This is a genomic window from Streptomyces sp. NPDC059454 (assembly GCF_042749965.1).
In the GTDB taxonomy this organism is placed as follows: domain Bacteria; phylum Actinomycetota; class Actinomycetes; order Streptomycetales; family Streptomycetaceae; genus Streptomyces.
Map to the genome: position 1 here is coordinate 157,667 of NZ_JBHYVC010000005.1, position 26,304 is coordinate 183,970.

Annotated in this window: 23 protein-coding genes; 21 read left to right on the forward strand and 2 right to left on the reverse strand. The window is 70.2% G+C overall.

The window, feature by feature from the left end; genetic code table 11:
• The first annotated feature begins 231 nt into the window (after positions 1–231).
• The 14 genes from ACFXAE_RS05365 (at position 232) to ACFXAE_RS05430 (ending at position 15,208) form a co-directional block, all read left to right on the forward strand.
• Positions 232–1,377 carry a nucleotide disphospho-sugar-binding domain-containing protein gene (locus ACFXAE_RS05365; protein ID WP_384708310.1) on the forward strand — a complete coding sequence of 382 codons (1,146 nt, stop codon included), beginning with the start codon at positions 232–234 and terminating at the stop codon, positions 1,375–1,377.
• Between the two features lie 33 nt (positions 1,378–1,410).
• On the forward strand, positions 1,411–1,896 hold the full coding sequence (locus ACFXAE_RS05370) for a PhzA/PhzB family protein (protein ID WP_384708313.1): 486 nt from the start codon (positions 1,411–1,413) through the stop codon (positions 1,894–1,896).
• A gap of 129 nt (positions 1,897–2,025) precedes the next feature.
• Complete coding sequence (locus ACFXAE_RS05375; RefSeq protein WP_384708316.1) at positions 2,026–2,652, forward strand: isochorismatase family protein; 627 nt, start codon at positions 2,026–2,028, stop codon at positions 2,650–2,652.
• Positions 2,649–4,535 carry an anthranilate synthase family protein gene (locus ACFXAE_RS05380; RefSeq protein ID WP_384708319.1) on the forward strand — a complete coding sequence of 629 codons (1,887 nt, stop codon included), beginning with the start codon at positions 2,649–2,651 and terminating at the stop codon, positions 4,533–4,535. Before ACFXAE_RS05375 ends, ACFXAE_RS05380 begins: the two co-directional genes overlap by 4 nt.
• Positions 4,536–4,703: 168 nt before the next feature.
• Complete coding sequence (locus ACFXAE_RS05385; RefSeq protein ID WP_384708322.1) at positions 4,704–5,537, forward strand: PhzF family phenazine biosynthesis protein; 834 nt, start codon at positions 4,704–4,706, stop codon at positions 5,535–5,537.
• Complete coding sequence (phzG, locus tag ACFXAE_RS05390; RefSeq protein ID WP_384708325.1) at positions 5,530–6,207, forward strand: phenazine biosynthesis FMN-dependent oxidase PhzG; 678 nt, start codon at positions 5,530–5,532, stop codon at positions 6,205–6,207. Before ACFXAE_RS05385 ends, phzG begins: the two co-directional genes overlap by 8 nt.
• 98 nt (positions 6,208–6,305) lie before the next feature.
• Positions 6,306–7,919: an amino acid adenylation domain-containing protein gene (locus tag ACFXAE_RS05395; protein ID WP_384708328.1), complete on the forward strand. Its 1,614-nt coding sequence runs from the start codon at positions 6,306–6,308 to the stop codon at positions 7,917–7,919.
• Positions 7,916–8,158, forward strand: coding sequence for a phosphopantetheine-binding protein (locus tag ACFXAE_RS05400; protein ID WP_384708331.1), 243 nt, complete (start codon positions 7,916–7,918; stop codon positions 8,156–8,158). The genes ACFXAE_RS05395 and ACFXAE_RS05400 overlap by 4 nt, the downstream gene beginning before the upstream one ends.
• A gap of 19 nt (positions 8,159–8,177) precedes the next feature.
• On the forward strand, positions 8,178–9,203 hold the full coding sequence (locus ACFXAE_RS05405; protein WP_384708334.1) for a 3-oxoacyl-ACP synthase III family protein: 1,026 nt from the start codon (positions 8,178–8,180) through the stop codon (positions 9,201–9,203).
• Between the two features lie 178 nt (positions 9,204–9,381).
• Positions 9,382–10,881 carry a methyltransferase gene (locus ACFXAE_RS05410; RefSeq protein ID WP_384708337.1) on the forward strand — a complete coding sequence of 500 codons (1,500 nt, stop codon included), beginning with the start codon at positions 9,382–9,384 and terminating at the stop codon, positions 10,879–10,881.
• An 80-nt stretch (positions 10,882–10,961) separates the two neighbouring features.
• Positions 10,962–12,200 (forward strand): 3-deoxy-7-phosphoheptulonate synthase, encoded by a 1,239-nt coding sequence (locus tag ACFXAE_RS05415; protein ID WP_384708339.1) that lies wholly within the window; start codon positions 10,962–10,964, stop codon positions 12,198–12,200.
• Positions 12,201–12,262: 62 nt separating this feature from the next.
• A complete protein-coding gene (locus ACFXAE_RS05420) occupies positions 12,263–12,610 on the forward strand; it encodes a hypothetical protein (RefSeq protein ID WP_384708342.1) in 348 nt (115 codons plus the stop codon).
• Positions 12,611–12,741: 131 nt separating this feature from the next.
• Entirely contained in the window at positions 12,742–13,839 is a 1,098-nt protein-coding gene (locus ACFXAE_RS05425; RefSeq protein WP_384708345.1) for an AMP-binding protein, read from the forward strand.
• A gap of 1 nt (position 13,840) precedes the next feature.
• Positions 13,841–15,208, forward strand: a complete 1,368-nt coding sequence (locus ACFXAE_RS05430; protein ID WP_384708348.1) for an aldehyde dehydrogenase family protein — start codon at positions 13,841–13,843, stop codon at positions 15,206–15,208.
• Here ACFXAE_RS05430 and ACFXAE_RS05435 read toward each other — a convergent pair.
• The gene (locus tag ACFXAE_RS05435; RefSeq protein WP_384708351.1) at positions 15,195–16,154 is read right to left on the reverse strand and encodes a helix-turn-helix transcriptional regulator; all 960 of its coding nucleotides are present in this window, start codon (positions 16,152–16,154) and stop codon (positions 15,195–15,197) included. The genes ACFXAE_RS05430 and ACFXAE_RS05435 overlap by 14 nt on opposite strands.
• A gap of 73 nt (positions 16,155–16,227) precedes the next feature.
• Here ACFXAE_RS05435 and ACFXAE_RS05440 point away from each other — a divergent pair, with 73 nt between their 5' ends.
• The 7 genes from ACFXAE_RS05440 (at position 16,228) to ACFXAE_RS05470 (ending at position 24,641) form a co-directional block, all read left to right on the forward strand.
• Positions 16,228–17,616 (forward strand): FAD-binding oxidoreductase, encoded by a 1,389-nt coding sequence (locus tag ACFXAE_RS05440; RefSeq protein WP_384708354.1) that lies wholly within the window; start codon positions 16,228–16,230, stop codon positions 17,614–17,616.
• 217 nt (positions 17,617–17,833) lie between these two features.
• Positions 17,834–18,274, forward strand: a complete 441-nt coding sequence (locus tag ACFXAE_RS05445) for a phosphopantetheine-binding protein (protein ID WP_384708357.1) — start codon at positions 17,834–17,836, stop codon at positions 18,272–18,274.
• Complete coding sequence (locus tag ACFXAE_RS05450) at positions 18,267–20,852, forward strand: type I polyketide synthase (protein ID WP_384708360.1); 2,586 nt, start codon at positions 18,267–18,269, stop codon at positions 20,850–20,852. Before ACFXAE_RS05445 ends, ACFXAE_RS05450 begins: the two co-directional genes overlap by 8 nt.
• A complete protein-coding gene (locus tag ACFXAE_RS05455) occupies positions 20,849–21,619 on the forward strand; it encodes a thioesterase II family protein (RefSeq protein ID WP_384708363.1) in 771 nt (256 codons plus the stop codon). Before ACFXAE_RS05450 ends, ACFXAE_RS05455 begins: the two co-directional genes overlap by 4 nt.
• A 217-nt stretch (positions 21,620–21,836) precedes the next feature.
• Positions 21,837–22,883, forward strand: coding sequence for an aldo/keto reductase (locus tag ACFXAE_RS05460; RefSeq protein ID WP_384708366.1), 1,047 nt, complete (start codon positions 21,837–21,839; stop codon positions 22,881–22,883).
• 5 nt (positions 22,884–22,888) lie between these two features.
• A complete protein-coding gene (locus ACFXAE_RS05465; protein ID WP_384708369.1) occupies positions 22,889–23,260 on the forward strand; it encodes a lipocalin-like domain-containing protein in 372 nt (123 codons plus the stop codon).
• A 34-nt stretch (positions 23,261–23,294) separates the two neighbouring features.
• Positions 23,295–24,641, forward strand: a complete 1,347-nt coding sequence (locus ACFXAE_RS05470) for an FAD-binding oxidoreductase (RefSeq protein WP_384708372.1) — start codon at positions 23,295–23,297, stop codon at positions 24,639–24,641.
• Between the two features lie 65 nt (positions 24,642–24,706).
• Here ACFXAE_RS05470 and ACFXAE_RS05475 read toward each other — a convergent pair whose 3' ends face one another.
• On the reverse strand, positions 24,707–26,284 hold the full coding sequence (locus tag ACFXAE_RS05475; protein WP_384708375.1) for an FAD-binding oxidoreductase: 1,578 nt from the start codon (positions 26,282–26,284) through the stop codon (positions 24,707–24,709).
• Positions 26,285–26,304: the final 20 nt, after the last annotated feature.

Here is a 26,304-nt window from a genome sequence, read left to right on the forward strand (position 1 = left end):
ACGTCTCGCAATCATCCGGGCCACTTTCACTTCCCCGGGCCGTCCCCACGGTTCGATCACTGAAATTACCGGAAGGCCCGGCCGGAAAGAAACGGGCAGGATGCCGCGTCGGACTCCACCTGATTAGACAACCGTGCCGCACTCGACCGTTCGCCCGTACCGAGCCTCTACTTGTGGGGATACATGCGCGCACTTTTCTTGCCTTTCACCGGTGTGGGACAGGCATTTCCCGTGGTTCCGCTCGCCTGGGCATTCCGCGGGGCGGGCCACGACGTTCTCGCCGCGACCACGGGAGACGGCCTGTCGATCAGCGAGGCCGGCCTTCCGGTGGTCGACCTTGCGCCCGGCCGCGACTCGCTCTCCTTCTACGTCGAGGCCGCCGAACGCCGGCCCGACCTTGCCGCGTTGCAGCGGCCGGGCGGAGAAGTACGTGGGCTGGAAGAATCCGCGGACCTCTACGCCGAGGTCACCGGCACCGTAGTGGAGCAGACGGTGGCGCTGGCCCGTTCCTGGGCGCCCGACCTCGTCGTCGCACCGGCGAACAATGCCGCAGCACTCGTCGCCGCCTCAGCTCTGCGCGTGCCGGCCTTCTCCCTGGGCGTCGGACTCGGCCGGACGACCGGGCTCGCCCAGATGATGCACGCCCGGCTGCGGTCGGTGTTCGCGGAACAGGGGGCGGACGGCCTTCCGGCTCTGCTGCATCTGGATGTGGCGCCCCCGAGCATGCTCGACGGCCCGCCCGACGGGCATGCGATGCGTTACGTGACCTACAGCGGCGGCAGTGTCCTGCCCCCGTGGCTGCGCGAGCCGGAGCGCGACCGTCCGCGGGTGGCGATCACCCTGGGCACCGTGTCGGTCAGGACGGGCGGCCTTGAGGCGTTGCGCGCTCTTCTCGCGTCCGCCGCGGACGTCGAAGCGGAATTCGTCCTGGCGCTGGGCCATGTCGACCTGAGCGAACTGGGGGAGGTGCCCTCCAACGTGCGCCCGGCCGGCTGGGTTCCGCTCTCCGAACTCCTGCCCACCTGCACGGCGTTGATCCACCACGGTGGCGGCGGGACGGCCATGTCGGCGCTGGCCGCAGGCGTCACCCAACTCGTCCTCCCCGACGGCGTGGACCGCCGCGACAACGCCGACGCCCTGCATGCGCGGGGAGTCGCCGTCGCCGCCCGCGCCCAGGACGTCGACCGGCAGCTCATCGAGCACGTCGTGCACAGCACGGCCATGGCGACCGCGGCGGCCCAGGTGCGCGCGGAGATCGGCGCCATGCCGTCCCCCGCGTCCCTCGTCCCGGTACTGACCGGGATCGCCGAGAAGGGAATTCCTGCGGACGAGTGCCCTGCGCCCACAACACACCGGCCCACCCCCACGCACGCCTGACCCAGAGGCCGGCAACCGATTGGAGAAGCGAACATGACAGATTCGTCAGCCTTCGAGAAGGACCTCGACCTCAGAAGGCGCAACCGGGAAACCGTCGAGAAGTACATGGAGCAGATCAAGGGTGAACTCCGCCTCGAGCGCCATCACCTGTTCAGCGAGGACGGATCCGCCGGGCTGTACACCACCGACAGCGGCGAGCCGATCGTCTTCAGCGGAAAGGAGAAACTCGCAGCACACGGACGCTGGTCCCTGGAGGTTCTTCCGGACTGGGAGTGGACGGATGTGCAGATCTTCGAGACGCAGGATCCGAACCGTTTCTGGGTGGAGTGCGGCGGCCGCGGGAAGATCCTTTTCCCGGGATATCCGGAAGCGATCTACGAGAACCATTTCATCCACTCCTTCCTGCTGTCCGACGGACGGATCAAGGAGCAACGAGAGTTCATGAACCCGATTCGGCAGTACCACGCTCTTGGCATCACGCCGCCCCGTATCAAGCGCGCGGGAGTTCCCGCGGACTGACCCACGGGAAAGGGCCGCCGTCCGCCGCGTGCTCCTGTGGCACCGCGTCACCCCGTCGGCGCGACCACTCCGCTCACGCCCGCTCGGATCACCGGGTTGCCCACCACCGGACCCGAAAGGTAGACCTCCATGACAGCGAGCCTCCCGGCCATCGCCCCCTACGACTTGCCCTCACGGGCGACGCTCCCCCCCAACACGGCTCACTGGGAACCGTCCGCCGACCGTGCGGTCCTGCTCATCCACGACATGCAGCAGTACTTCGTCGAGCCCTTCGATCCCGGCTTCCGCGACGAACTGGTGGGCACCATCACCCGCCTGCGGGCCAGGGCCGACGCCCAGGGCGTCCCGGTCGCCTACACGGCCCAGCCCGGCGACATGAGCACGGAGCAGCGTGGCCTGTTGCGCGACTTCTGGGGGCCAGGAATGCGCCGCAGCCGCGATGACCGCCCTGTGGTCCCCCAACTCGCCCCGCGCCCGGACGACTGGCGGTTCGTGAAGCTCCGCTACAGCGCGTTCTTCCGCTCCGGCCTGCTCGACCGGATGCGTGCGGCCGGCCGTGACCAGTTGGTGTTGACGGGCGTCTACGCACACATCGGCGTGCTCTCCACCGCTCTGGACGCCTTCGCCCACGACCTCCAGCCCTTCCTGCCCGCCGACGCGCTCGGTGACTTCTCAGAGGCTGACCACAGAATGGCGCTCGACTACGCCGCGCGTCGGTGCGCGGTGGTCCTCCAGGCGGATGAGGTCTTCGCATGAGCCTCCCTCACACCGACCTCCTGGGCCGGCTGCTGACCGAGCGGGAAACACCCCCTTTCGCCGTCCTCCACCGCGCGAACTCCCCGCTGTCCGGCACGGTGGACGTCTTCCTCGGGGAGCCCTCCACCATCGAGTCGCTCTCCGACGTGCCACTCACTCCGCAGGACGAGGGGGACGGGACCGGGGTCACGTACGAGGTGCTGTTGCTCGTGCCCTACCGCCAGCTCGCGGAACGCGGCTACCAGGCCCCGGACGACGGGACCCCCCTCGTCGCGATGACGATCACCGCCCAGGCGAGCGTGCCGGTGGACGAGGTGCTCCGGCGTGTCCCCGCGGCCACCGTCTCCTTCACGGGTGGCGACTTCGACACGAGCGACGAGGAGTACGCCGGACTCGTCCGTCAGATCGTGGACGAGGAGATCGGCACCGGCGCGGGCTCGAACTTCGTCATCAAGAGATCGTTTCGGGCCGGCATCGACGGCTACTCACCGAGGACCGCGCTGTCCCTCTTCCGGCTCCTCCTGGAGCGGGAGACGAACGCGTACTGGACGTTCGTCGTCCACACCGGCACGCACACGCTCGTGGGTGCCACCCCGGAGCGGCACATCTCGCTGGATGCCCGGACCGCCGTGATGAACCCCATCAGCGGCACCTACCCCTACCCTCCGGGCGGCCCCACCCTGCAAGGAGTCACTGACTTCCTCGCCGACGCCAAGGAAGCGGACGAGCTGTACATGGTGGTCGACGAGGAACTGAAGATGATGTCGCGCATCTGCCCGGACGGGGCGGTCGTCGTCGGTCCCTACCTGAAGAAGATGTCGCGGGTGGCGCACACCGAGTACTTCATCGAGGGGCGGACCGACCGCGACGTGCGGGAGATCCTGCGCGAGACGATGTTCGCCCCGACCGTCGTGGGCAGTCCGCTGGAGAACGCGACCCGGGTCATCGCCGAGTACGAACCCGGTGGGCGCGGCTACTACAGCGGCATCGCGGCACTGATCGGGCAGGATACCGAGGGGCGGCGTGCCCTCGATTCCGCCCTGCTGATCAGGACCGCGCAGATCTCCCCGGAAGGGGACATGCGGCTCGACGTGGGCGCCACCCTGGTACGCCACTCGGCCCCCCGGGCCGAAGCCGACGAGACACGGGCCAAGGCTGCCGGTCTGCTCGCCGCGTTCGCGCCGCGGGACGAGGTCCCCTCGAACGACCATCCCGAGGTGCGCACCGCCCTGGCCGCCCGGAACGCGCGGCTGGGCGGCTTCTGGCTGCGGCCACCCCGCTCGCGCGCCGACCAGCAGCCGGACCTCGTCGGTCTGCGGACGCTGATCGTCGACGCGGAGGACGCCTTCACCGCGATGATGGCCCAGCAGGTCGCTTCTCTGGGGCTCAAGACGGATGTCCGGCGCTTCGACGAGCCCTACTCGTTCGACGAGCACGACCTGGTCATGATGGGGCCCGGCCCCGGCGACCCGAGGAACCTGGAGGACCCGCGTATCGCGCACCTGCACCGGGCCATCGGCACACTGCTCACGCGGCGGCAGCCGTTCGTGGCCGTGTGCCTGAGCCACCAGGTGCTCAGCCTGTGCCTCGGTCTGGAACTGACACGCAGAGACATCCCCAACCAGGGCGTGCAGCGGGAGATAGACCTGTTCGGGGAGCGCCAGGCGGTGGGGTTCTACAACACCTACGTGGCCCGCAGCGGTGAGGACCGACTGCTGCCGGAGGGCCTCGGACCCGTGGAGGTCAGCAGAGGTCCGGACGGCGAGGTCTTCGCCCTGCGCGGCAGCCACTTCGCGAGCATGCAGTTCCACGCCGAGTCCGTACTCACCCGCAACGGCCCGCACATCACGCTCGCCGCCATCCGCCGGGCGGTGGGCCGATGACGGCACGGCCGGCCCGTCCCCCACACCCTCCCGCCGGCGGGAGGATCCGCCGCCCCGCCGCCGTCGGCTCCTGGAGCCTCGGGCGCGCGCGGGTCCTGCCCGCGTCGCGGCGCCCGCCGGGCCGCCGCACCCCGCACCTCTCGCCGGCGAAGCCCACGGAGTCTTCCCATGCATGAGTACATGATCGTCGACGCGTTCTCCCGTACTCCCCTCGAGGGCAATCCGGTCGCGGTGTTCTTCAAGTGCTCCGACCTGAGCACCGGCACGATGCAGCGCATCGCCAGGGAGATGAATCTCTCCGAGGTCACCTTCGTCCTGCCGACCGACGAGGAGGCCGACGCGCGGATCCGGATCTTCACACCGGTAAACGAGTTGCCCTTCGCCGGCCACCCGATGCTGGGTACGGCCGTCGCACTCGGTGAGGTGTTGGGCAAGGACGACCTGCGTGTGGAGACGCGGATGGGTGTGATCCCGTCCTGTCTGACCCACTCCGGGGGAGCCACCTTCGTACGGATGCGACAGCCCGTCCCGACCTGGGAACCCTACGCCCACGCCGCGGAGGTCTGCTCGGCACTCGGCGTGGAAACTCCCACGACCGCGGTGGACATCTACCGCAACGGTCCCCGGCACGCCTTCGTCGGCCTGGACAGCGTGGCGGCCCTCTCCCGGCTCGCTCCGGACCACCGTGCCCTGGCGGCGTTCGAGGACGTCGCGTTCAACTGCTTCGCGGGGGAGGGTGACACGTGGCGCACCCGGATGTTCTCCCCCGCGTACGGCGTCGTCGAGGACGCGGCGACCGGCTCCGCGGCCGGTCCACTGGCGATCCACCTGGCCAGGCACGGTCTGGCCCGCTTCGGTCAGGAGATCCGCATCGTCCAGGGTGTCGAGATCGGCCGCCCGTCGACGATGTGGGCGACCGCCCACGGAGACGGTGGCCCACCTCGGGAGGTTCGGGTCGGAGGGTACGGAGTCGTCGTCGGCAGGGGTGAACTCCATGTCTGAACGCGACGGCGCGCCAACGCCCGCGGACGTTCTGCGCAGCAGCCGCCACGAGTCGCTCACCGGAACGGTCGACACCGCCTTTCCCGAGTACGCAGATCCGCCCGGCGAGCCGCTCGGTCTGGCGCAGCGCTGGCTGGCCGACGCGGTCGCGCACGACGTGCGGGAACCGCGGTCGATCTCCCTGGCGACCGCCGACGGCCGTGGACACGTCTCCAACCGCACCGTCGCGGTGGTCGAGCTGTCGGCCCGCGGCCTGGTCTTCACCAGCCACACCACGAGCCTGAAGGCCCGCAACCTCGCCGAGAACGCCTGGGCCTCCGGAATCTTCTACTGGCGGGAGACCTCCCAGCAGATGGTGCTCTCCGGGCCGGTGCGGCGGCTCGACGACGGGGAGTGCGAGGAACTGTGGCGGGCCCGCCCGGCCGCCCTGCACCCCATGACCACCGCGTCCCGCCAGAGCGAATCCCTGGCGGACACGGAGGCTCTGCGCGCCGAAGCGGTGCGTCTCGCGGTGTCCGGGGTTCCCCTGCCCCGACCGGACCGTTTCGCCGGCTATCTGCTGGAGCCGACCGAGGTGGAGTTCTGGAGCGCCAGCGCGGACCGGCTCCATCACCGGCTCCGCTACGAGCGCATCGGCCGTACCTGGCTGTGGGCTCGTCTCCAGCCCTGACCGGGCGAGGCGGTCGGGCCGCCCGGTCCCACCGCGCCCGGGTGCCCGTCCGTCCCGCCCACAACAGCACACGTGAACTGGAAGGCAGCACCATGTCAATGAGCCCTCAGCTCCACGAAGACGACACGGGCGCGAGGGGCCTCGCCACGCCGGAGTCCGCCGACGGCGCTCACACCCTGGTGGCGGCGCTGGCCCGATGCGCCCGGCAGCACGGCGACCGGGCCGCCGTGGTCGCCGAAGGCGAGGAGGTGTCCTACGGGCAGTTGGACACCTGGTCGGCCGCGGTGGGCGCGCACCTGCGTGAGCTCGGCATCCGGCCGGGTGACCGGGTGGCCGTGCGGCTGCCTGCCGGGCCGCTCGCGACCGTCTCGATTCTGGCCGTTCTCCGCGCGGGGTGCGCCTACCTCCCGCTCGACATGCGCATGCCCGAATCGCGCAACGAGGTCATCCTGCGGGACAGCGGTGCGACGGCCCTGATCGGCACCGCGCAGGGCGACCTCGCCGAAGGGCTGGTGCTCGTCCGCCCCGAGGAGGTGGCGGGGCTGCGGGACGCAAAGCTGCCCGAGCCGCCCGCGGAGCCGGACATCGTGACACCCGACACCACCGCGTACGTCATCTACACCTCCGGAACGACGGGCAGGCCGAAGGGTGTTCCGGTCACCCACGGCGCGTTGATGACCCTGCTCAAGGGCGCTCGCAAGCTGTTCGGGTTCTCGCCCGAGGACCGCTGGCTGCTCTTCCACTCCCTCTCCTTCGACTTCTCGGTCTGGGAGATGTGGGGGGCCCTCACCACCGGCGGGGCTCTGGTGATCCTCCCGTACTCCGTCACTCGGTCACCGGAGGAAACGCTGCGAGCGCTCGGGGAGCAGGCCGTGACCGTCCTGAACCAGACCCCCACCGCGTTCGCGGCCCTGTCCGCCGCCGCCCGGCGCACCGGTGCGCACCTCCCGCTCCTGCGGTACATCTTCTTCGCCGGTGAGAAGCTCGCGCCGGAGACCCTGCGTCCCTGGGCCGAGCACAACGGGCTGGACCGTCCTTCGCTGGTCAATCTGTACGGGATCACCGAGACCGCCGTGCACTCCGTCTACCACGTGATGACTGACGATGACATCGCCGGCACCGACTCGGTCATCGGAAGGCCGTTGCCCGAGGTGACCTGCCGGGTGCTGAACCCGCAGGGCCAGGACGCGGGGCAGGACGAGCGCGGAATCCTGTGGCTGGCCGGCCCGCAGGTGAGCGAGGGATACATCAACCTGCCGGAACTCACCGCGGAACGCTTCCGCACCCTGCGGGGCCCCGACGGCGTGGCGCACCGCTACTACCGGACCGGTGACATCGTCAGGCAGCGCGCTGACGGCACACTGGTCTATCACGGCCGGGAGGACGACCAGATCAAAATGCGGGGTTACCGCATCGAACTCGGCGACGTGGAGTCGGCGGTCAGGACGCACGAGTCGGTCCTCGACGCCGTCGTATGGGTGCACGAGTACTCCGCGGACGACTCGCGGCTGGTGTGCGCCTACACGACCGAGGACCCGGCCGCCGCGGTCCCCCAGCGCACGCTGCGGCAGCACGTCGTCTCCCGGCTGCCGGTCTACATGCGCCCCTCCAGTTACCACCACCTCCCCGAGCTGCCCCGCACGGTCAACGGCAAGGTCGACCGCAGGGCGGCCATTCAGATCTGGAAGGAAGAGAAAGGGGTGCAGGAATGACCACGGCTTCGAAGGAAGAAGTCCAACGCATGACGGTGGAGTGGGCTGTCGCTCTGCTGGACGATCCGGACGTGACCCCGGAGGACAACTTCATCGACCTCGGGGGGCACTCGGTCCTCGCTCTGAGGATGAACCGCCTCGCCAAGGAGCGCTGGGGCGTGGAGTACGACCTCATGGTGCTTCTGGAGTCCGACCTCGCCGCAGCGGCCGACGACATGGCGTCGCGCCTCACACGATGACCGAACAGGAGATCACGACGTGAGTCCACCCGTCGATTTCGGGATCTCGTCCTTCGGCTACGTCTTCGGAAAGGACATGGACGTCGCGGAGACCGCGGGCCAGTACACCAGCCATCCGGAACGCGTGCTGAAGTGGGGATTCCGCACGTACCACCGGGCGGACGACGACCTGCAGACGACCCAGTTGGCCGGGCAGGCGGCGACGCGGGCGCTGGAGCGACTGGGGCTCGGCGCGGAGGCCGTCGACCTCCTCGTCCTCGCCTGTGCCGACCCCCCCGAGTACCACTACTGGGACGGTTCCGTCTCCCTCGCCCGGGAACTGGGTGTCCGGCGGACCCAGACCCTCATGCTGACCGAGGGGTGCGGCGCGGGGGTCCATGGATTCCACTACGTGGCGGCGGCAATGGCCCTGCAGCCGGAAGTCCGCACCGCCGTGTTCGTCGCGGTGAGCCGGGTCAGCGAGTTCCACCGCAACCGGATGAACACCGTCGGCGCCCCGCTCAGTGACGCGGCGGTGGCCGTGGTCCTGGAGCGCGGTCACAAGGCGAACCGCTGGCTGGCGACGGAGCAGTTCACCGAGCCCGAGCACGGCGAGCTGCTCCGCGTGGAGTTCGGCGGGTCCGCCAACCCGCTGCCGCCCGACGGCTGGTCGAGCAGGGTGGCACCGGGCGGTTACGACACTCTGCGCGAGCACTTCGGCGACGACAGCGCCGCCCTCTCCCGATACCTCCAGAGGCGGTACGACGGCATCACCGAGGTGATCGACCGGGCCTGCCGCCGCGCCGGCATCGCTCGTGAGGACATCGACCACCTCCTCTACTTCAACGACACCACGGAGAGCATCCGAGAAGTCGCGGAGCCCCTCGGCATTCCGCCCGAGCGGACCAACGCGGTGGTCTCCCCCGACCACGGACACATGGGCGCGGCCGACCAGTTGATCTCGTTCGCGCTCCAGCACGAACGGGGCGCGGTGAAACCCGGCGACATCGTGGCGCTCAGCGGCATCTCCGTGGGCCGTTGGTGCACGACCTTGTTCCGGGCCTGACCACCATCCGGTGGATCGGCGCGCCGCGGGCCCCGGCCGTTCCTCCACCGGTCCGGCCGGCGGCCGTAACCCACGGCTGCCGGGCTCAGGACCGCGTGCACGCAGTGCGGGGCCAAGGGCCCGGCGTGCGGGTCGCCTTGCACGTTCGCGAAACCAGATCGCCTGACAAGGGAGAGGCATGAGTCCCAGCGAGATCGAGCGTCTGCTCGCCCAGCACAGCGATGTCGCGCACGTGGCCGTGGTGCCCTCGGACAGCACGGCCGGAGCCGGCTCCACGGACTGCGTCGCCTACGTGACGCTCCGCGCGCTGGCCTCGGACGCCGGCACACGTGCCGAGGAGCAGGTCACGGAGTGGCAGGAAATCTACGACCGCCTATACACGGCCTCGTCCGACGCCGACTTCGGGGAGAACTTCGCGGGCTGGACCAGCGCGTACGACCGGCGCCCCATCGGCCTGGACGCGATGCGCCAGTGGCGGGACATGACGGTCGACCGGATCCGCGGACTGCGGCCACGACGCGTTCTGGAGATAGGCGTCGGCAGCGGGTTGCTGCTCTCCCGGCTGGCGCGGGACTGCGAGGAGTACTGGGCCACCGATCTGTCCTCGGTCGCCATCGACGAGCTCGCCGAGCACATCCGCTCCAACGCCGTGCCGGCCGGACGCGTCCGGCTGCGCAATCAGGGTGCCGACGACGTGGACGGGCTGCCCCAGGCGTACTTCGACACCGTGGTCATCAACTCGGTGGTGCAGGTCTTCCCCAGCGCCTCCTACCTCACCACCGTCATCGACCGGGTGCTGACGCTGCTGGTTCCCGGTGGTTCGTTCTTCATCGGGGACATCCGCGATCTGCGCACCCGTGACTACCTCTACACCGCCATAGCGCTACGCAGGGCGAAGTCCGCCGACGCCGCGGGCGTGCGCCGCATCATGCGGCGGCACGAGGCGAAGGACGAGGAACTCTTCGTCCACCCCGACTACTTCACCGACCTCGCCCGCTCGCACCCGGAGGTCGGCGGGGTCGACATCCAGCTCAAGAAGGGTGAACACCACAACGAGCTGACCCGCCACCGGTACGACGTCGTCCTGTACAAGAAGGCCGCCGCGGTGCTGGACGTCGCCGACTGCCCGCTGCTGCGCTGGGGTGTCGATGTCGACTCGCTCCAGGCTGTGCGCGACCGGCTGGCCTCCTCGCGGGGGCCGCTGCGGGTCGCGGAGATCCCCAACGCCCGTCTCGCGGGCGAGGTGGCCGCCTGGCAGGCTCTCACGAAGGACGACGTCCGGGGGGCCGGGGAAGCCGTCGCGAGTACCGGCTCCGGCGCTGTGGACCCGCACGAGATCGTCCTGCTGGCGACCGCCGCCGGCCGTCACGCCGTGTTGGCGCCCAGCCCCGGACCGGCCGACCGGTTCGACGCCGTCCTTCTCCCGGGAGAGGGCAGGACTGCAGGTACCCGCAGGGCACCGCGCTCGGTGCCGGCACGTCTCGCCGAGGTACCGGCGGCGACCCGCCGGGGCGACGCGCTCGGCGCGGAACTGCGGGAGTGGCTGAGCGGAAAGGTCCCCCGGGAGTTCCTTCCCTCGGCGATCGTCGCACTCGACGACCTGCCACTGCGCCCGGACGGAACCCTCGACCGGACCTTCCTCGATCACGTTGCGCCCGGCGGGGGACGCGCGTCGTGACGGGCCGCACCCGGCGCGGCGCCCGGATCCGCCGTCCCCCGGCCCGCACCCCGGCCCCGATACGAAAGGCAGGGAAGCACATGTCCGCAGTACCCGGCGCGCCGGTTGGCGCCCTGCGCGCCGAACAACAACCGGACTGGCCCGACGCCGACCAGCTTCGGCGCGTCACCGATGAGTTACGGACACGGCCCGCCCTGGTGCGCCAGGACGACGTCACCGCGCTTCGCCACAAGGTGGCCCAGGCGGCGGCGGGACGGGCCGTCCTGCTCCAGGGCGGTCCGTGCGCCGAGACCTTCGGTTCGCTCGCCGAGACGGAAAGGACCGTCGCCACGCTCGGAAGGATGGCGGAGGTGCTGGCGCGCGTCTCCTCCTTTCCCGTCGTCACAGTCGGCAGGCTCGCCGGGCAGTACGCCAAGCCGCGCTCGCGGCCGACCGAGGAACGTGACGGTGTGGTCCTGCCGGTCTACCGTGGTGACGCCGTGAACGGAGCGGTGTTCAACGCCGTGGAGCGCTCCCCGGATCCGCGGCGCATGCTGCGGGCGTACGACGAATCCGCCGCGGTGCTGCGCGGGCTGGGCGCGGACGGGGCGTCGGCCACCTGCTACACGAGCCACGAGGCACTGCTCCTCGATTACGAGAACGCCCTGGTCCGCACGGATCCCCGCACCGGGCGCACGCTGGCCGGCTCCGGGCACATGCTGTGGATCGGTGAACGCACCCGGCACGTCGACGGGGCGCACGTCCACTTCGCAAGGCGGGTCGACAATCCGTTCGCGGTCAAGATCGGCCCTTCGGCCACGGCCGACGACCTGCTGGAACTCATCGCCAGGACGAACCAGGAGCACACTCCGGGAAAGCTGACGCTGATCACCCGTCTCGGCGCGGACCGCATCGACGACATCCTCCCGGAACTCGTCGAGAAGGTCAGGCTCTGCGGGGCTCCCGTGCTATGGGTCTGCGATCCCATGCACGGCAACACGCGTACGGCCGGCGCGCTCAAGATCCGTCTGATGTCGGAGATCAAGGCTGAGATCCGTTCCTTCGTCGAGATTCACCGTCGGCTGGGGACGCATCCCGGAGGACTCCACCTGGAGATGACGGGGGATTACGTCACCGAGTGTGTGGACGGTACCGGCACGGTGGACGACATGGACCTGATGGAGCGTTACACGACCGCCTGCGACCCCCGCCTCAACCGGGATCAGGCCCTGGAGATCGCTTCGTTCGCCGCAGCGCTGTGGGCGTCGGTTCCCGAGCGGGGTCACTCGCCCGGCGCCCTTGGGGAGCGCTTTGCTCCGGGCGGCCCCGCGAACCGGTGAACTCGGCCGGTGCCAGTCACCCGGCGCACGTCACCCGTGACGAGAACGAAAGGTGTTTCCGTATGAGGGCCACGGTCGCCCACTGGGATCTCAGCAGGTCGGAACAGACCATCGACTCATTGCGTGCGTCCCTGCGGGAGGAGGGCGTGGCCGATTGGGCGAGCGTGCGCGGACTGCTCGTCAAGTTCTGGTTCTCCGACCGGAAGAACAACGTCTGGGGCGCGGTCATGCTGTGGGAGCCCGGTGCCGACCGCGATCAGTCGTTGCCCCCGAACCGGGCCGGCGCGCTCATCGGGTATCCGGCCACGCACCGGCTGGACGTCGAGGTCGAGGCCACCGTCGAAGGACTGCACCGCATCGAGGAACTGACCGGGCTCGGTGCGGTCTGGGAGCCGCCAGCGAACGGCTGAACGGCAGCCGCCTCCGCCGATTGGCGGCGCAGATCCCGTGGACGTGCGGGCGGCGGGTTCTTCCCCGCTTCCGCCCGGTCAACCTCCGCCCTCAGCCCCTGACCGGTCAATTCAGACGACGAAGGAAGCACATGCCGACGACACACCCCGTCCTTGATCTGCCAGCCCACGTCCAGCCCGATCCGGACGAGTTCATCCAGGCCGCCATGGAATGGCACTTCGGTCCGGAGACCGGGTCTCCCTTCTGGCTGCGCCGTGCGAAGAGTCTGGATTTTGATCCCCGCAAGGACGTCGAGACCCATGACGACCTCCGGCTCTTTCCCAATATCGTCAACGAACTGCGGGACGTTCCGGTCACCGACCTCATACCCCGTGGCTACGGTGCGCGGCCGGACATCGTCGGTGTCTTCGAGAGCGGTGGCACCACCGGGGTGCCCAAACGCGTCGTGTGCCTCGGCGACTGGCTGGAGCGTTTCGTGCACTGGTGCAACGCGAATCTCGACGCGCACGGCTTCCCCCGGAACGCACAGTGGCTCGGCGTCACGCCGTCGGGCCCGCACATCGTCGGCAAGCTCTTCGAGCGGTCCGCGTTCACCCACGGTTCCTTCGGCATGTTCGTCGATCTTGATCCGCGGTATGTGAAGAAGCTCATCGCGGCGGGGAAGACCGAGGAGGCCAGGGCCTACGGCGACCATGTGCTCGACCAGATGACGGATGTCCTGCGCGTCCAGGACATCCGCGTCATGGCGATCACACCCGCCCTGCTGGACCGTCTCCTCGAACGCGACGAGCTCGTGCAGCTGGTCAACGAGAAGGTGCGTGCGATCCGCTGGGGAGGTACCCACATGGACCCGGCGAGCCGGCGGTTGTACCGCACCGAGGTGTTCCCCGACAGCGTCCTGTACGGGCACTACGGCAGCACCATGGTGCTGGGAGTGGCCGGTGAGCGGCTGGGGCTCGCGGACGACGCGGACTGTGTGTTCGACCCTTTCTCCCCCTACAACACCTTCTCCGTCGTCGACCCGACGACGGGACACAGCGTCCGGTACGGGGAACGGGGACAGGTCGTCATGCACCACGTCACCAAGTCGCTCCTGCTGCCCAACAACCTGGAGCGCGACACGGCGGTCAGGACGGAACCGCCGAAGGGCACGGTCGGTGACGCGGTCGCCGACATCGCCCCGGTCGACGTCTTCGAGGACAGCACCGTGATCGAAGGGGTGTACTGAGATGGCCGACGTGATCCGGTTGCCCGCCCTGGGCCCCAGGGGCGCGTACGAGTCGGGAACACAGATCGCGGTACACGACGTCTCCGGGAACCGTGTCGCGGAGCTGGGACTGGTCCCCACCGCATTCGTCGCCCGCGCGTTGAGCAGCCTCCGCAAGGCCAGTCCGCTGCCGCTCGACGAGCGGCTCGGCGCGATCGCCGAGGCCGGCGAGCTCTTCGCCACGTCCACCGTCGCTGGGCTGTCACCCGGCGAGTACGAGCACGCGGTGTGCCGGGTGTCCGGGTTGCCGATCTCCGTGATCCGCGCGGCGACCGCGGCGACCGCGCACCGCGCGCTGCACCTGCGGCGGGCCGTCGACGCGGCCCGCCCGAAGGATGCCGTGCCCAGCTGGCGCGACCCTCTGACGCGGTTCGGCCGGGCGGTGTGGGCGCGCAAGGGGGAGGTGTTCGCCGTGCACGCCTCCGGGCTCCACCCCGGCGGCCACAGTCTCTGGCTGGAAGCGCTGGCGCTCGGCTACCGCGTGGCGGTCCGGCCGAACCCTCGCGAGCCCTTCACCGCCCACCGGCTCGTCGCCGCCCTTCGCATGGCGGGTCTTGGTGCCGACCACGTCGTGTGGTTGCCGACCGAGCACGAGGCGGGCTCGGCGCTCCTGCACGGCGCCGACCTCGCCTACGGAGGCGACGACGTGATCAGGCGGTTCAGCCCGTCGTCGAAGATCCTCGCCCAGGAGCCGGGGCGTTCGAAAATCCTCGTCACCGCCGACCACGACTGGCGTGAGCACCTAGACACGATCGTCGATTCGGTGAGCCACCACGGCGGAGCAGGGTGCGTGAACGCGACGGCCGTGTTCGTCGAGGGGGACGCCGGACCGCTGGCGTCGGCCCTCGCGGAGCGCCTCACGGCGCTGCCCTCGGCGAGGCCCGAGGACGACACCGCCGTCCTGCCGGTACAGGCCACCCGTTCCGCGCGGGCGCTGGAAAAGTTCCTGCAGGTGAAGGCAGGCAACGCCAAGCCGTGGCTGGGAGCCCAGCAGGTCGTCGACGACCTGGGCGACGGCAGCGCCGTGCTGCGTCCCGCCGTGCACGAGGTCGACCGGCCGGACGCGCCCCAGTTGGACGTGGAACTGCCCTTTCCCTGCGTGTGGGTCGCGCCCTGGTCGCGCCGGGGCGGGAGGGCGGCACTGCGGGACACGCTGACGCTGACGGTGTTGACGGGGGACGACGAGTTGTTCGACGACCTGGTCGGCGAGCCCACAATCGCCAACCTGCACCGCGGTGACTGGCCGACCTACTGGACGGACATCGGCCTGCCCCACGAGGACCACCTGGTCAGCTTCCTCATGCGCTGCAAGACCGTCATACGGAGCTGAGCCTCTCCCCCAGCGCCCGCATCCGCGCGTGGATCGCCTCGGAGGCGTCCAGCTCGAACGTCGGGGTCAGTGCGCCGACCGCGGCGACGTACTGGGCGACGACCTCGTCGCTCTCGGCGCTGATCCGCACGATGCACGCGTGCGGACCGTCGCTGGTGATCTCACCGGGGAGCGGGGCGAAAAGCTTGGCGCGCAACGTCTCGGCGGGCAACGGCACCGTGACCAGGGCGGTGTAACGGTAGGGAGCGTTCCGCAGCGATCGGGTGACGTATGTTTCGGGCCGTCCGGGCAGGTCCCGGGAGACGAACCGGTGACCCGTGGGCGCGAGGCGGTCGATCCGGTCGACCCGGAAGATGCGCCAGTCCTGCCGGTGGACGTCGAACCCCAGCAGGTACCACAGGCCCTCCAGCGTGATCAGGCTCTGCGGCTCGACGCGGCGCGCGCTGGTGTCACCGGCCCGGTTGCAGTAGTCGAAGGTGACACGCTCCTGTTCACCGCAGCAGATGGCGAGGCTGGCGATGACGGCCGGGTCGGTGCGGGCCGCCCCCTGAGCGGAGACGACCGCGGTGGCGCTGGTGATGGTGGCGAGCCGGGTACGCAGGCGGGTGGGGAGCAGCCGCGTCAGCTTCTCCAGCGCCCGCAGGGAACTGTCCTCCGCGATGGAGCCGCCCGCCCCGGTGACCAGCCCGGCCACCACCGCGAGGGCCTCCTCGTGGTCCAGCAGCAGGGGTGGCAACGTCTGCCCGGACACCAGGCGGTAGCCGCCCGAAACACCTCTGCTCGTCTCGACGGCGTAGTCGAGTCCTCTGAGCCGGTCGATGTCGCGGCGCACGGTGCGGGTGGTGACGCCGAGCTTCGCCGCCAGTTCGGGGCCCGGCCACTCGGGTCTGCTCTGAAGCAATGACAACAGCCGTAACAGCCGAGCGGGCATGTCCTGGGATGTCATTTTCCCACCACGCGTCCGACACCCTCCCTATTGCGGACAGCCCATGTCCGCTTTGCGTCCTACGGTGCTCAGCATGGCATACAACCGTAATTCAAGCTCTGCCGGGCAGGCACTGGACGACGTCATCAAGGGCAGCGTGAGCCGGCCGGGCACGAGTGGCTACGACGAGGAGCGCGGGGGGTTCCAACTGCTCGCGCAGCACCGACCGGAGGCGGTCGTCGCGGTCAAGAACAGTGAGGACGTCGTCGCGGCCGTGCAGCACGCCGCCGCGACGGGAGCGCCGCTCGCGGTGCAGGCGACCGGGCACGGACTGAACACGCCCCTGGACGGCTCCGGCATCCTGATCAGCACCCGCCAGATGAACGCGGTCCGGGTGGAGCCGGAGCGGGGCACGGCGTGGGTGGAGGCCGGCGCGCGGTGGCGGGACGTCATCGACGCCGCCGCGCCGCACGGGCTCGCCCCCTTGTCGGGGAGTCTGCCCGGGGTCGGTGCTGTCTCGTACGCGCTGGGCGGGGGCGTCGGTCTCATGGGGAGGCGGTACGGCTTCGCCGCCGACCACGTCCACCGTATCGACATCGTGACCGCCGACGGCCGGCTCCGCCACGTGACCCCCGACAGCGAGCCGGACCTCTTCTGGGCCCTGCGGGGCGGGGGCGGCAACTTCGGTGTCGTCACCGGAATCGAGATCGGCCTGATGCCGGTCGAGAGCCTCTACGGAGGTGGGCTGGTCTTCGACCTCGCGCAGGTTCCCGACCTGGCGGCGGCGTGGTACCGATGGACGGCGGACGTGCCGGAGGAGATGACCTCCGCGGTGTCCATGATGACCTTCCCGGACATCCCCGGGATGCCCGAGCCGATGCGGGGCCGTCACATCGGTTCGGTGCAGATCGCCTTCCTCGGCTCCGCGGCCGAGGGCGAGGAACTGGTGGCACCGCTGCGGGCGCTCGAACCCATGACGGACGGGCTCCAGGAGATCGCCTACGCCCGGTCGGAGGTCGTGTTCAACGACCCCGACCAGCCGCACGCCTATCAGGGGGACAACCTCCTCCTGCGGGACGTCGACCCCGGCAAACTGTCCGAACTCTTCGAACTGTCCTCTCCCGCCAACCCGACGATGTGCGTGGTCGGGGTGCGTCACCTCGGCGGCGCTCTCTCGCGTCCGCCGGAGATCCCGAACGCGCTCGGGCTCCGCTCCGCCGCCTACTCCCTGGGCGTGCTGTCCCCCACGGAGCCCGGCCAGGTGGAGGCGGTACGGACCATGCACGCACGGGCCCTGGAGTCCTGGTCCGAGCTGGCGGTCGGGCGTCTGCTCAACTTCACCTTCGGGCCCCTGTCGCAGGACGAGATCCGGACGGCGTTCACCGAAGAGGACCTCCAGCGGCTCACCAGGATCAAGGCCGAGGTCGACCCGGACGCGTTGATCCGGTCGAACTTCCCCCTTCCCGCGGGGACGGGCGCCTGAGCAACCCCGGGGGCAGCGCCCTCCCGCTCCCGCCCCGCCAGGTCCGGCCCCGGTGCCCAGCGCGCCGGGGCCGGACCCGCGGGAACGCCCGGGACGAGAACCCGGACCGCCGGAACGGCTCCCCCAAGGGCACCGCCGCCGGTGGACACTGTTCCTGTGTGCGGCGGGCTGGTAGAACCGAGATTGACATCCCGTGAAGCGCGCACAGGGGGGACTTGTGTCCACACCCGAACGAATATCCAATTCTCCAGGATTATCCGCCGCGGGCGAATTCCTTGCCGGTTCCGGAACGGAAACCGAACGCCGACTCGCCGCACTCTGGGCCGACGTTCTGCAACTTCCGGAAGTGGGAGTCGAGCAGAATTTCTTTGACCTCGGCGGGCATTCGTTACTGCTGCACGTGGTGCACGAACGCATCACCACCGAGTGGCACGCGACTCTGCCCCTCATGGACCTCTTCCGTTGTCCCACCGTACGTTCTCTGGCTCAACGCATCGACGAACTCGGCAGTCCGGCCGAGGCCGCCGACACGGAAGGGACCGCAGGAACACCACCGTCAGGACAGCAGGCCGAACACCGGACAGGACGACTGGCTCAGCGGCGTCGTTCTCAGCTCGGCCGCCGCAGGGAACGGACACGGGGGGACGAGCATGCATGAGCTTGCCCGTCGCGGGGACGGCCCCGCGACTTCGGGGGCGGCGAACGACGAGACCGACGAGAACGCCATCGCGGTGATCGGCATGGCCTGCCGCTTTCCGGGCGCCCGGAACCTGGAGGAGTACTGGGCCAACCTGGTGGGCGGCGTCGACTCCGTCACGAGGTCGGCCGAACGCACCGTCACGGGCGGACAGGACAGGTACGTTCCCGCCCGCGGGCTGCTCACCGATCCCGAGTGGTTCGACGCCGAGCACTTCGGCCTGTCGCCCCGCGAGGCGCGTCTCATCAGCCCGCAGCACCGCGTCTTCCTCGAGTGCGCCGCAGAGGCACTGGAGCACGCCAACTGTGACCCGCAACGCTATCCGGGGCCCATCGGCGTGTTCGGTGGCGGGGCGCACACCGGGTACGGGGAGGTACTGCGCGCGCAAAGAGCGCAGCTGCCCGGTGTCACGGAGTGGGAGATCCTGCTCGGCAGTGCGCAGGACTTCATGATCGCCCGGACCGCCTACAAACTGGGCCTGACCGGTCCCGCCGTGAACGTGCAAGCGGCGTGCGCGACGTCTCTGGTCGCCGTGCACACCGCGGTCCAGGCCCTGCTGGCGGGGGACTGCGATGCCGCGCTCGCCGGGGCGGCCTGCGTGCACCACCCCGAGAAGCACACTCCGTACACCCCGGGCGGGATCATCGCCAAGGACGGTGTCTGCCGGGCCTTCGACGCCCGGGCCAACGGGACCGTCGGCAGTGACGGGGCCGGTCTCGTGGTGCTGAAACGGCTCTCCGACGCCCTGGCCGACGGGGACACCGTGCACGCCGTGGTCAGGGGCACGGCCGTCAACAACGACGGCTCCCTGCGTCCCGGCTTCACCGCCCCCAGTGTCCAGGGGCAGACCGAGGTGATCCGGGCCGCTCATCACGTCTCGCAGATCGATCCCGGCACCGTGGGCTACGTCGAAGCGCACGGCACCGGCACACCGCTCGGCGACCCCATCGAGATCGAGGCGCTCACACAGGCGTTCCGCGAGGGCACCGACAGCACCGGCTTCTGCCACATCGGCTCGGTCAAGACCAACATCGGCCACACGGATGTCGCTGCCGGGATCGCTGGCCTCATCAAGTCGGTCCTCGCGCTGAGCCGCGGAGTCATCCCGCCCAGCATTCATTTCGAGACGCCGAATCCACACATCGACTTCGACAACGGCCCGTTCCGGGTGGTGACGGAGGCGCTGGAGTGGAAGACCGACGGCTCACCGCGCCGGGCGGGCGTCAGCTCCTTCGGGATCGGCGGCACGAACTCCCACGTGGTACTGGAGGAGGCCACCTCGCCGATGTCCACGGACGCGGGCCGGGCCGTCCACCTGCTGCCGGTCTCCGCCCGGACCCGTGCCGCGCTCGACGTGCTCACCCGTGACCTCACCGAGCACCTGCGCGAGCATCCTGCCGCGTCCCTCGCGGACATCGCCTGGACCCTCCAGACCGGCCGCGGAGAGATGCCCTGGCGCCGGTTCGCGCTCGTGCGCGAGGGAGAGGATCCGCAACAGGTGCTCGGCGGAGGCGACGGGCGGCGTCTTGTGTCGTCACAGCACGCGGCCGACCGTACGCCAGTGGCCTTCGCCTTCTCCGGCCGGCCGCCCAGTGAGGAGTCGGTGGCCCGGCTGCTCCGCGACGAGCCGGCCTTCCGCTGTGCCCTGGGCGAGGTCGCCGACGCCGCGTCACCCGGACTGGGCGCACTCGTGCGTACGGCCGAAGCACCCGCAGGCGACGGCCGGGTGGCCACGCTGCTGACGCTCGCGAACGGGGTGGGAGAAGCCCGCGTACTGGCCGCGCGGGGGCTCCAGCCCGCCGCGGTGACCGGCCACGGGGCCGGCGCCCTCGCCGCCGGGGTGGTGGCAGGAACGCTCCGGCTTACGGACGCGTGCGCGCTGGCCGAGCACCTCGGTGACGGCGAGGACCGTGTCGTGGAGCGGCTGGAGCGCATCGTCCTGTCCCCTCCCTCCGTCGAGATCGTGCGGAGTCCGGACGGCCGGACCATGACGGCCGAGGCGCGCGATCCCCGCACCTGGGCGGCTCTGCTGGCGAGCGTGACGCCCGAGGAACCGCTCACGGAGTACGACGGGCGTGTCGTCACGATTGGCGAGCCGCACGACGAGGACTTTCCGGAGTCGACACTGGGAAGGCTGTGGCTGGCCGGGGCCCGCATCCGGTGGCGGCCGGACGGCTCCCGGCGCAAGGTGCCGTTGCCGCACCACCCGTTCGACCGGCAGCGCCACATCGTCGACGCCGCGGCGCCGGCCGGACCGGAACCGGACGAGCCGGACACGGACCGCGTGGACGAGCGGGGCACCGACACGCTGACCACGGTGACCCGAGTGTTCGGCGAGACCCTTGGCATGCCGGACTTCGAGGCACGGCACGACTTCTTCGAGCACGGAGGTGACTCCCTGATCTCCGTGGACCTGCTGGAGCGCCTCCGCAGGATCTTCCAGGTCGACCTCGACCCGCTGTCCATATTCGACGCGCCGACCCCGGCCGAGATGGCCCGACTGATCGACGACGGGACCGACGCCGGGGAGCCGACGTGAGCAGCACCATGGCCCAGCGGCCGCCGCGTTGGCTCGTCCACAAGACGCGGCACCCCGACGCGCCGATCGACCTTTACTGCTTCCCCCATGCCGGAGGTTCCCCGGGCGAGTACGTGCGCTGGGCGGACGGCCTGCCGCACGTCCAGGTGTGGGGGGTGCAGCTCCCCGGCCGGGGCAGCCGCATGGCCGAGGCGGCGATCACCCGTATGCCCGCCCTGGTCGAACAGGTACTGGAAGGGATCGACTTCGGCAAGCGTTTCGCGTTGTTCGGGCACAGCCTCGGTTCGCTGGTCGCCTTCGAGGTGGCGCGGGGCCTTCAGGCCCGGGGCAGGCCGCTGCCGCGGCGGCTCCTCGTCTCGTCCGTGCCTGCGCCGTCCCGTCTGTCGCACCGGTCCCCCGCGCTGCACACCCTGCCCGACGGGGAGCTGCTCGACCAGGTGCAGGCCCTGTGGGGCGCCTTCCCTGAGGCCGTCACGGCCAGGCCCGACCTGCTGAGGGTCACTCTGGCCTCCTTCCGGGACGATCTCGCCCTCTTCGAGAACTACACCTACCTTCCCGGTGAGCCACTGCAGTGCCCGGTCACGGCGTTCGCCGGTTCCCAGGAGCCGGAGGCCATCCGCGACCTGCGCGGATGGCGGGCCCACACGGCGGGCGGATTCGCGGCCCACCTGCTGCCCGGGTACCACTTCTACCACCGCGAACAGCGGCCGGAACTGCTCCGCCTCATCGCCGACACGCTGCGCCAGGACGGCGACACGACGTCGTAGAGCCCGCCGGCGGCGACGGAGCTCCCGGAGCGGCGGCCCTCGTCACCGGACGAACGGGCCGCCAGGACCACTGACACGGGGTGCCCGTCCGGTGGACCCGAATGTCCCCGTCCGGAGCCGAACAGAGCCGTACGGAGCCGGACGAACCCAACAGTCCCAGTGAACCCATGGAGCAAGACATGGCCGCTCGCGGTGTGGAGGAGCAGGAATGCGCTACATGACGTTCGGGCGTCGGACCGGCCTGCGGGTGTCGGAGTTCGCTCTCGGTACGGCCAACTTCGGCTCGGCGTGGGGTGGGGGCGCCGAACGGTCACAGGCGCGGGCGATCTTCGAGCACTTCGCCGACTCGGGCGGCACCTTCGTCGACACGGCCGACTGCTACAACTACGGCGAAGCGGAGAGTATGGTCGGTGACTTCGTGCGCGCCGACCGCGACCACTTCGTCGTCTCTTCCAAGTTCGCCTACGGGGACTGCGAGCATCCACGCGTCTCCGACACCGGCAACAGCCGCAAGAACATGGTGCGGTCGGTCGAGGCCAGCCTCCGCAGACTGGGCACCGACCGCCTCGATCTCTACTGGGTGCACTTCGCCGACCCGCTCACCCCGATCGACGAGGTGATGGCCTCGCTGGACCTCCTGGTCCGCAGCGGCAAGGTCCTGTACATCGGGCTGTCGAACTTCCCGGCCTGGCGGGTCTCCAGGGCCGCCACCTTGGCCGAGCTGCGCGGATGGACGCCGCTCGCCGGAATCCAGCTCGAATACAGTCTGGTGGAGCGCACCGCCGAACGCGAGGCTCTCCCGATGGCACAGGCGCTGGGTCTGGGTGTCGCTGCGTGGTCCCCGCTGGGCGGCGGGCTGCTCACCGGCAAGTACCGGCGCGGGTCGAGCGGCCGGCTGACGGACTGGAAACGAGCGGTCCAGCAGGAGGACACCCCGCAGAAGACCGAGGTGCTCGACACCGTCCTCTCGGTGGCCGAGCAGGTCGGGCAGTCCCCGGCGAGCGTCGCCACCGCCTGGCTGCGCCACCGGCAGGCCGCTTCCACCACCGCGCTGATACCGATCGTCGGGCCCCGGGACACCACTCAGCTCGACGGCTACCTCCAGACCCTGGATCTGGAGCTCGACCTCGCCCACCTCGCACGGCTGGACGAGGTGAGCCGGCCCGACCCCGGGGTTCCGCACGGCATCAGCGCCAGTGTTCTCAGCAGAGTCGTCGGGGGCGACCCCGCGAAGACGGTGTTCCCGGCGGTTCCGGTGGAGTGAGAGCGATGAACGAACTGGTGGGTGTGTGGCGGCTGGTGTCCTTCCTGAGTGCCGAGGCGGACGCGGACCCGGACTCGGGCCCCCTCGGCGCCTCCCCCGACGGGCTTCTCGTGTACACCGCGACCGGTCATGTCACCGTGAACATGATGCGGACGGACGGGGAGGACGGCAGCCGGTACATGAGCTACGCAGGCACGTGGCGCCGGGAGCGGGACCGGGTGGTGCACACCATCTCGGTCGCCCCCGAGCGGACCTGGATCGGATCGGAGCAGGTCCGCGACCTGGAACTCAGCGGTGACCGCCTCCTCCTGTCAGGACGGGGGCCGAGCGGAAAGGCCGGGCGCAGCACGCTGGAGTGGCGGCGCGTCACGTCGTGAAGGACGAGGTATGGGCGAGGAACGACATTCTGCGGTGGCTGTTCCCACGGAGCTGGAGGGGGTGCGGGGCCCGGTCCTCTCCCCGGGAGAGGACCGTTACGAACAGGAACGCGACGCGTTCCAGACCGCTTTCCGTCATGAGCCCGCCCTGATCGTCGGCGCGGCGGATGCCGACGACGTGTGCGCGGCCGTCGCTCACGCGGCGGCGGCCGGGCTTCCGGTCGCCGTACAGGCCACCGGCCACGGGGTGACGGTCCCCCGGCGAGGAGGACTGCTGATCAGCACCCGCCGGATGACCGGTGTGCGGATCGATCCGGAACGGCGGGAGGCGCGGATCGAGGCCGGGGTGCGGTGGGGCCAGGTAGTGGCGGCGGCCGCCCGGCACCGACTCGCCCCGCTCAGCGGTTCGTCCCCTGACGTGGGCGCCGTCGGGTACGTCCTGGGCGGCGGTTTCGGCCTGCTGGCACGCGAGTTCGGTTTCGCGGCCGACCATGTGCACTCGATCGACGTGGTGACCGGGGACGCACGGCTGCGTACCGTGTCAGCGGCGCACGAGCCGGAGCTGTTCTGGGCGTTCCGCGGCGGCAAGGACCGGCTTGGGGTCGTCACGGCCATGACGGTCCGGCTGTTCCCGGTGGACCGCATCCAGGGCGGCGGACTCCTCTTCGACGTGTCGCGGGCCCGCGAAGTATTCGCGGCCTTCCGGAACCTGACGGACCACGCTCCGACGACGGTGACCGCCTCCCTCGGCATGCTGCGCCTCCCGCCGGTACCGCAGGTCCCCGACGCGCTGCGCGGCCGGCATGTACTGCACGTGCGGTTGGCCGGCACGTGCACCCCGCGGGCCGTGTCGGACCTGCTCGCGCCGTTGCGGCGGATCAGGCCGGTGCTCCGGGACGACGTCCGCGAGATGCCGTTCAGCGCATCGGCGTCGATCTACGACGACCCCCGTTCGCCGCACGCCTACCACGGCGACAACCTCCTGCTGGACGCCTTTCCCCCGGAGGCGGCCGAGGTGCTCAGGAGACTCTGCGGTCCGGCCGCACCGGTACCGATCGTCGTGGACGTCCGTCACCTCGGTGGTGCGTTGTCCCGTCCGCCCGCGCAGCCGAACGCCGTCGGGCACCGTGACGCCCGGTATCTCGTGCGGGTTCTGTCGCCGCTCGGGGGCGTGGAGTTCACGGACGTCCAGCGTGTGCACCGCCGCGTCCTGCGCGAGCTGGCGCCGTGGGCCGTCGGCCGCTCGGTCAATTTCGTCTACGGGCCCGTCCACCACGGCGCGTGGGAGACGGTCCACGAGAAGGGTGTCAGGGAGCGGCTGCGACAGCTGAAGCAGCAGTGTGACCCCCAGAACCTGTTCGGCTCCGTGCCGCTGGAGTGAGGGCGCCGCCGGACGCGTCCTGGCGTGCGGCCGTGGCCGGCGGGGCCTCTCCGGGGAAAGCGGCGCTACCGCTCGTCGGTGGCGGGCCGGATGGACAGGGCGTGCCGGAAGACGTTCAACGGGTCCCACCGCGCCTTGATCCGCTGGAGGCGGGGGTAGTTGTCCTTGTAGTACAGGTAGTGCCAGGGCACGCCGGAGGTGTTCCACTCCGGGTCCATGAGGTCGGTGTCCGGATAGTTGATGTACGAGCCGTCGTTGATCCCGTCGGGCACCGGGACGCCGCCGGTCTCGGCGTAGACGTCCCGGTAGAAGCGCCGCAGCCAGTCGATGTTCTTCTCGTCGTCCTTCGGGGACGGCCAGGCGGCCGTGTAGACGACCTTCAGGATGGAGTCGCGCTGCGCCATGGCGGTGGCCGCGGGATCGATCGCGTTGACCCTTCCCCCGTAGGAATTGAGCCAGACGCCGGCCAGGTCGATCTCGGCCGGGGGATCGACGAGGTAGTCGTAGATGGTGTCCACCTGGGCCGGGGTGAACGGGTTCCGCAGGTAGCCGGCTTTCCCCTTGTACCGGTCGTATTCGGGGATGCGCTGCATTTCGCCGTCGACCACGGGGGGCACCATGGCGTAGAGCCAGGGCTGGGCCGGCAGGAGGGCGCGGGCCGCCTCACCCCCCGGGTCGATCGCGTCGAGGAACTCGGACATCATCGCTTGCGCGTTCGGCAGGCCGCCGTCGACAAGACCGACGAGGGTCAGGCCCATCGCGTCGGGTCGTTTCGCCCGGCCCGGCAGCATGAACAACGAGGACAGGGCCGTGTACGGGCTGTCGGGTTCACTGTGCTTGCGGTGCCACTCGCCGTGATGGCGCACCAGCGCCTGGAACGCCTGACGGGTCATCCCCTCCCAGGGCCAGGCGAGCACTCCGCTGAGCAGCGTGGCAGGGGGCCGGGGCAGCGGAGTCTCGACAGAGCCCGGGGTGCGCATCCAGTAACGGGTCACGACACCGAAGTTGCCGCCACCGCCGCCGGTGTGTGCCCACCACAGGTCGTGGTGCGGATCCTGGGGATCGCGTGATGCCACCACGGACCTTGCCCTGCCGTGTTCGTCGACGACCACAACCTCCACCGCCAGCAGGTGGTCGACCGTGGAACCATGACGCCGGGAGAGGCCGCCGTAGCCGCCGCCCTGAATGTGGCCTCCCGCGCAGACGGTGTGTCCCCAGCCGCCGGGAATGGTCACGCCCCAGTTGAGGTACAACTGCCGGTAGACATCTCCCAGGGTCGCGCCGGCCTCGATCACGAACGCGTCCCGCTCGGGGTCGAAGTAGACCGCGTTCATGGCGCACATATCGATCACCGTGCCGCCTCTGGCTTCTCCGACGGAGTTCTCCATCGAGTGCCCGCCGCTGCGGACGGCTATGCGATCACCGGCCCGGAGCGCGTCGTTCACCGCGGTGACGACCTGCTCGGTGGTCCGCACGATTTGAAAGCGCCGGGGACGGTGCTCGAAACGTTCGTTGCGCCGGCGCAACGCGAGGTCCTCGTAGCGGGGATCGCCTGGCAGCACACTGGTCGGCAAGGCTGTCTCCGCCACGGTGTCGGGTCGCCGGGTCGCGTCCTTCTTCACCTTCCGGTATTCCTTCCTCATACCTCGAACAGTGTTTGTGC

What these genes read in the sequence shown, in the direction of transcription:
- ACFXAE_RS05370 (WP_384708313.1), top strand. Translation starts at nt 1,411, where the DNA reads ATGACAGATTCGTCAGCCTTCGAGAAGGACCTCGACCTCAGAAGGCGC.
- ACFXAE_RS05375 (WP_384708316.1), top strand. Translation starts at nt 2,026, where the DNA reads ATGACAGCGAGCCTCCCGGCCATCGCCCCCTACGACTTGCCCTCACGG.
- ACFXAE_RS05380 (WP_384708319.1), top strand. Translation starts at nt 2,649, where the DNA reads ATGAGCCTCCCTCACACCGACCTCCTGGGCCGGCTGCTGACCGAGCGG.
- ACFXAE_RS05385 (WP_384708322.1), top strand. Translation starts at nt 4,704, where the DNA reads ATGCATGAGTACATGATCGTCGACGCGTTCTCCCGTACTCCCCTCGAG.
- phzG (WP_384708325.1), top strand. Translation starts at nt 5,530, where the DNA reads ATGTCTGAACGCGACGGCGCGCCAACGCCCGCGGACGTTCTGCGCAGC.
- ACFXAE_RS05395 (WP_384708328.1), top strand. Translation starts at nt 6,306, where the DNA reads ATGAGCCCTCAGCTCCACGAAGACGACACGGGCGCGAGGGGCCTCGCC.
- ACFXAE_RS05400 (WP_384708331.1), top strand. Translation starts at nt 7,916, where the DNA reads ATGACCACGGCTTCGAAGGAAGAAGTCCAACGCATGACGGTGGAGTGG.
- ACFXAE_RS05410 (WP_384708337.1), top strand. Translation starts at nt 9,382, where the DNA reads ATGAGTCCCAGCGAGATCGAGCGTCTGCTCGCCCAGCACAGCGATGTC.
- ACFXAE_RS05415 (WP_384708339.1), top strand. Translation starts at nt 10,962, where the DNA reads ATGTCCGCAGTACCCGGCGCGCCGGTTGGCGCCCTGCGCGCCGAACAA.
- ACFXAE_RS05420 (WP_384708342.1), top strand. Translation starts at nt 12,263, where the DNA reads ATGAGGGCCACGGTCGCCCACTGGGATCTCAGCAGGTCGGAACAGACC.
- ACFXAE_RS05425 (WP_384708345.1), top strand. Translation starts at nt 12,742, where the DNA reads ATGCCGACGACACACCCCGTCCTTGATCTGCCAGCCCACGTCCAGCCC.
- ACFXAE_RS05430 (WP_384708348.1), top strand. Translation starts at nt 13,841, where the DNA reads ATGGCCGACGTGATCCGGTTGCCCGCCCTGGGCCCCAGGGGCGCGTAC.
- ACFXAE_RS05435 (WP_384708351.1), bottom strand. Translation starts at nt 16,154, where the DNA reads ATGACATCCCAGGACATGCCCGCTCGGCTGTTACGGCTGTTGTCATTG.
- ACFXAE_RS05440 (WP_384708354.1), top strand. Translation starts at nt 16,228, where the DNA reads ATGGCATACAACCGTAATTCAAGCTCTGCCGGGCAGGCACTGGACGAC.
- ACFXAE_RS05450 (WP_384708360.1), top strand. Translation starts at nt 18,267, where the DNA reads ATGCATGAGCTTGCCCGTCGCGGGGACGGCCCCGCGACTTCGGGGGCG.
- ACFXAE_RS05460 (WP_384708366.1), top strand. Translation starts at nt 21,837, where the DNA reads ATGACGTTCGGGCGTCGGACCGGCCTGCGGGTGTCGGAGTTCGCTCTC.
- ACFXAE_RS05465 (WP_384708369.1), top strand. Translation starts at nt 22,889, where the DNA reads ATGAACGAACTGGTGGGTGTGTGGCGGCTGGTGTCCTTCCTGAGTGCC.
- ACFXAE_RS05475 (WP_384708375.1), bottom strand. Translation starts at nt 26,284, where the DNA reads ATGAGGAAGGAATACCGGAAGGTGAAGAAGGACGCGACCCGGCGACCC.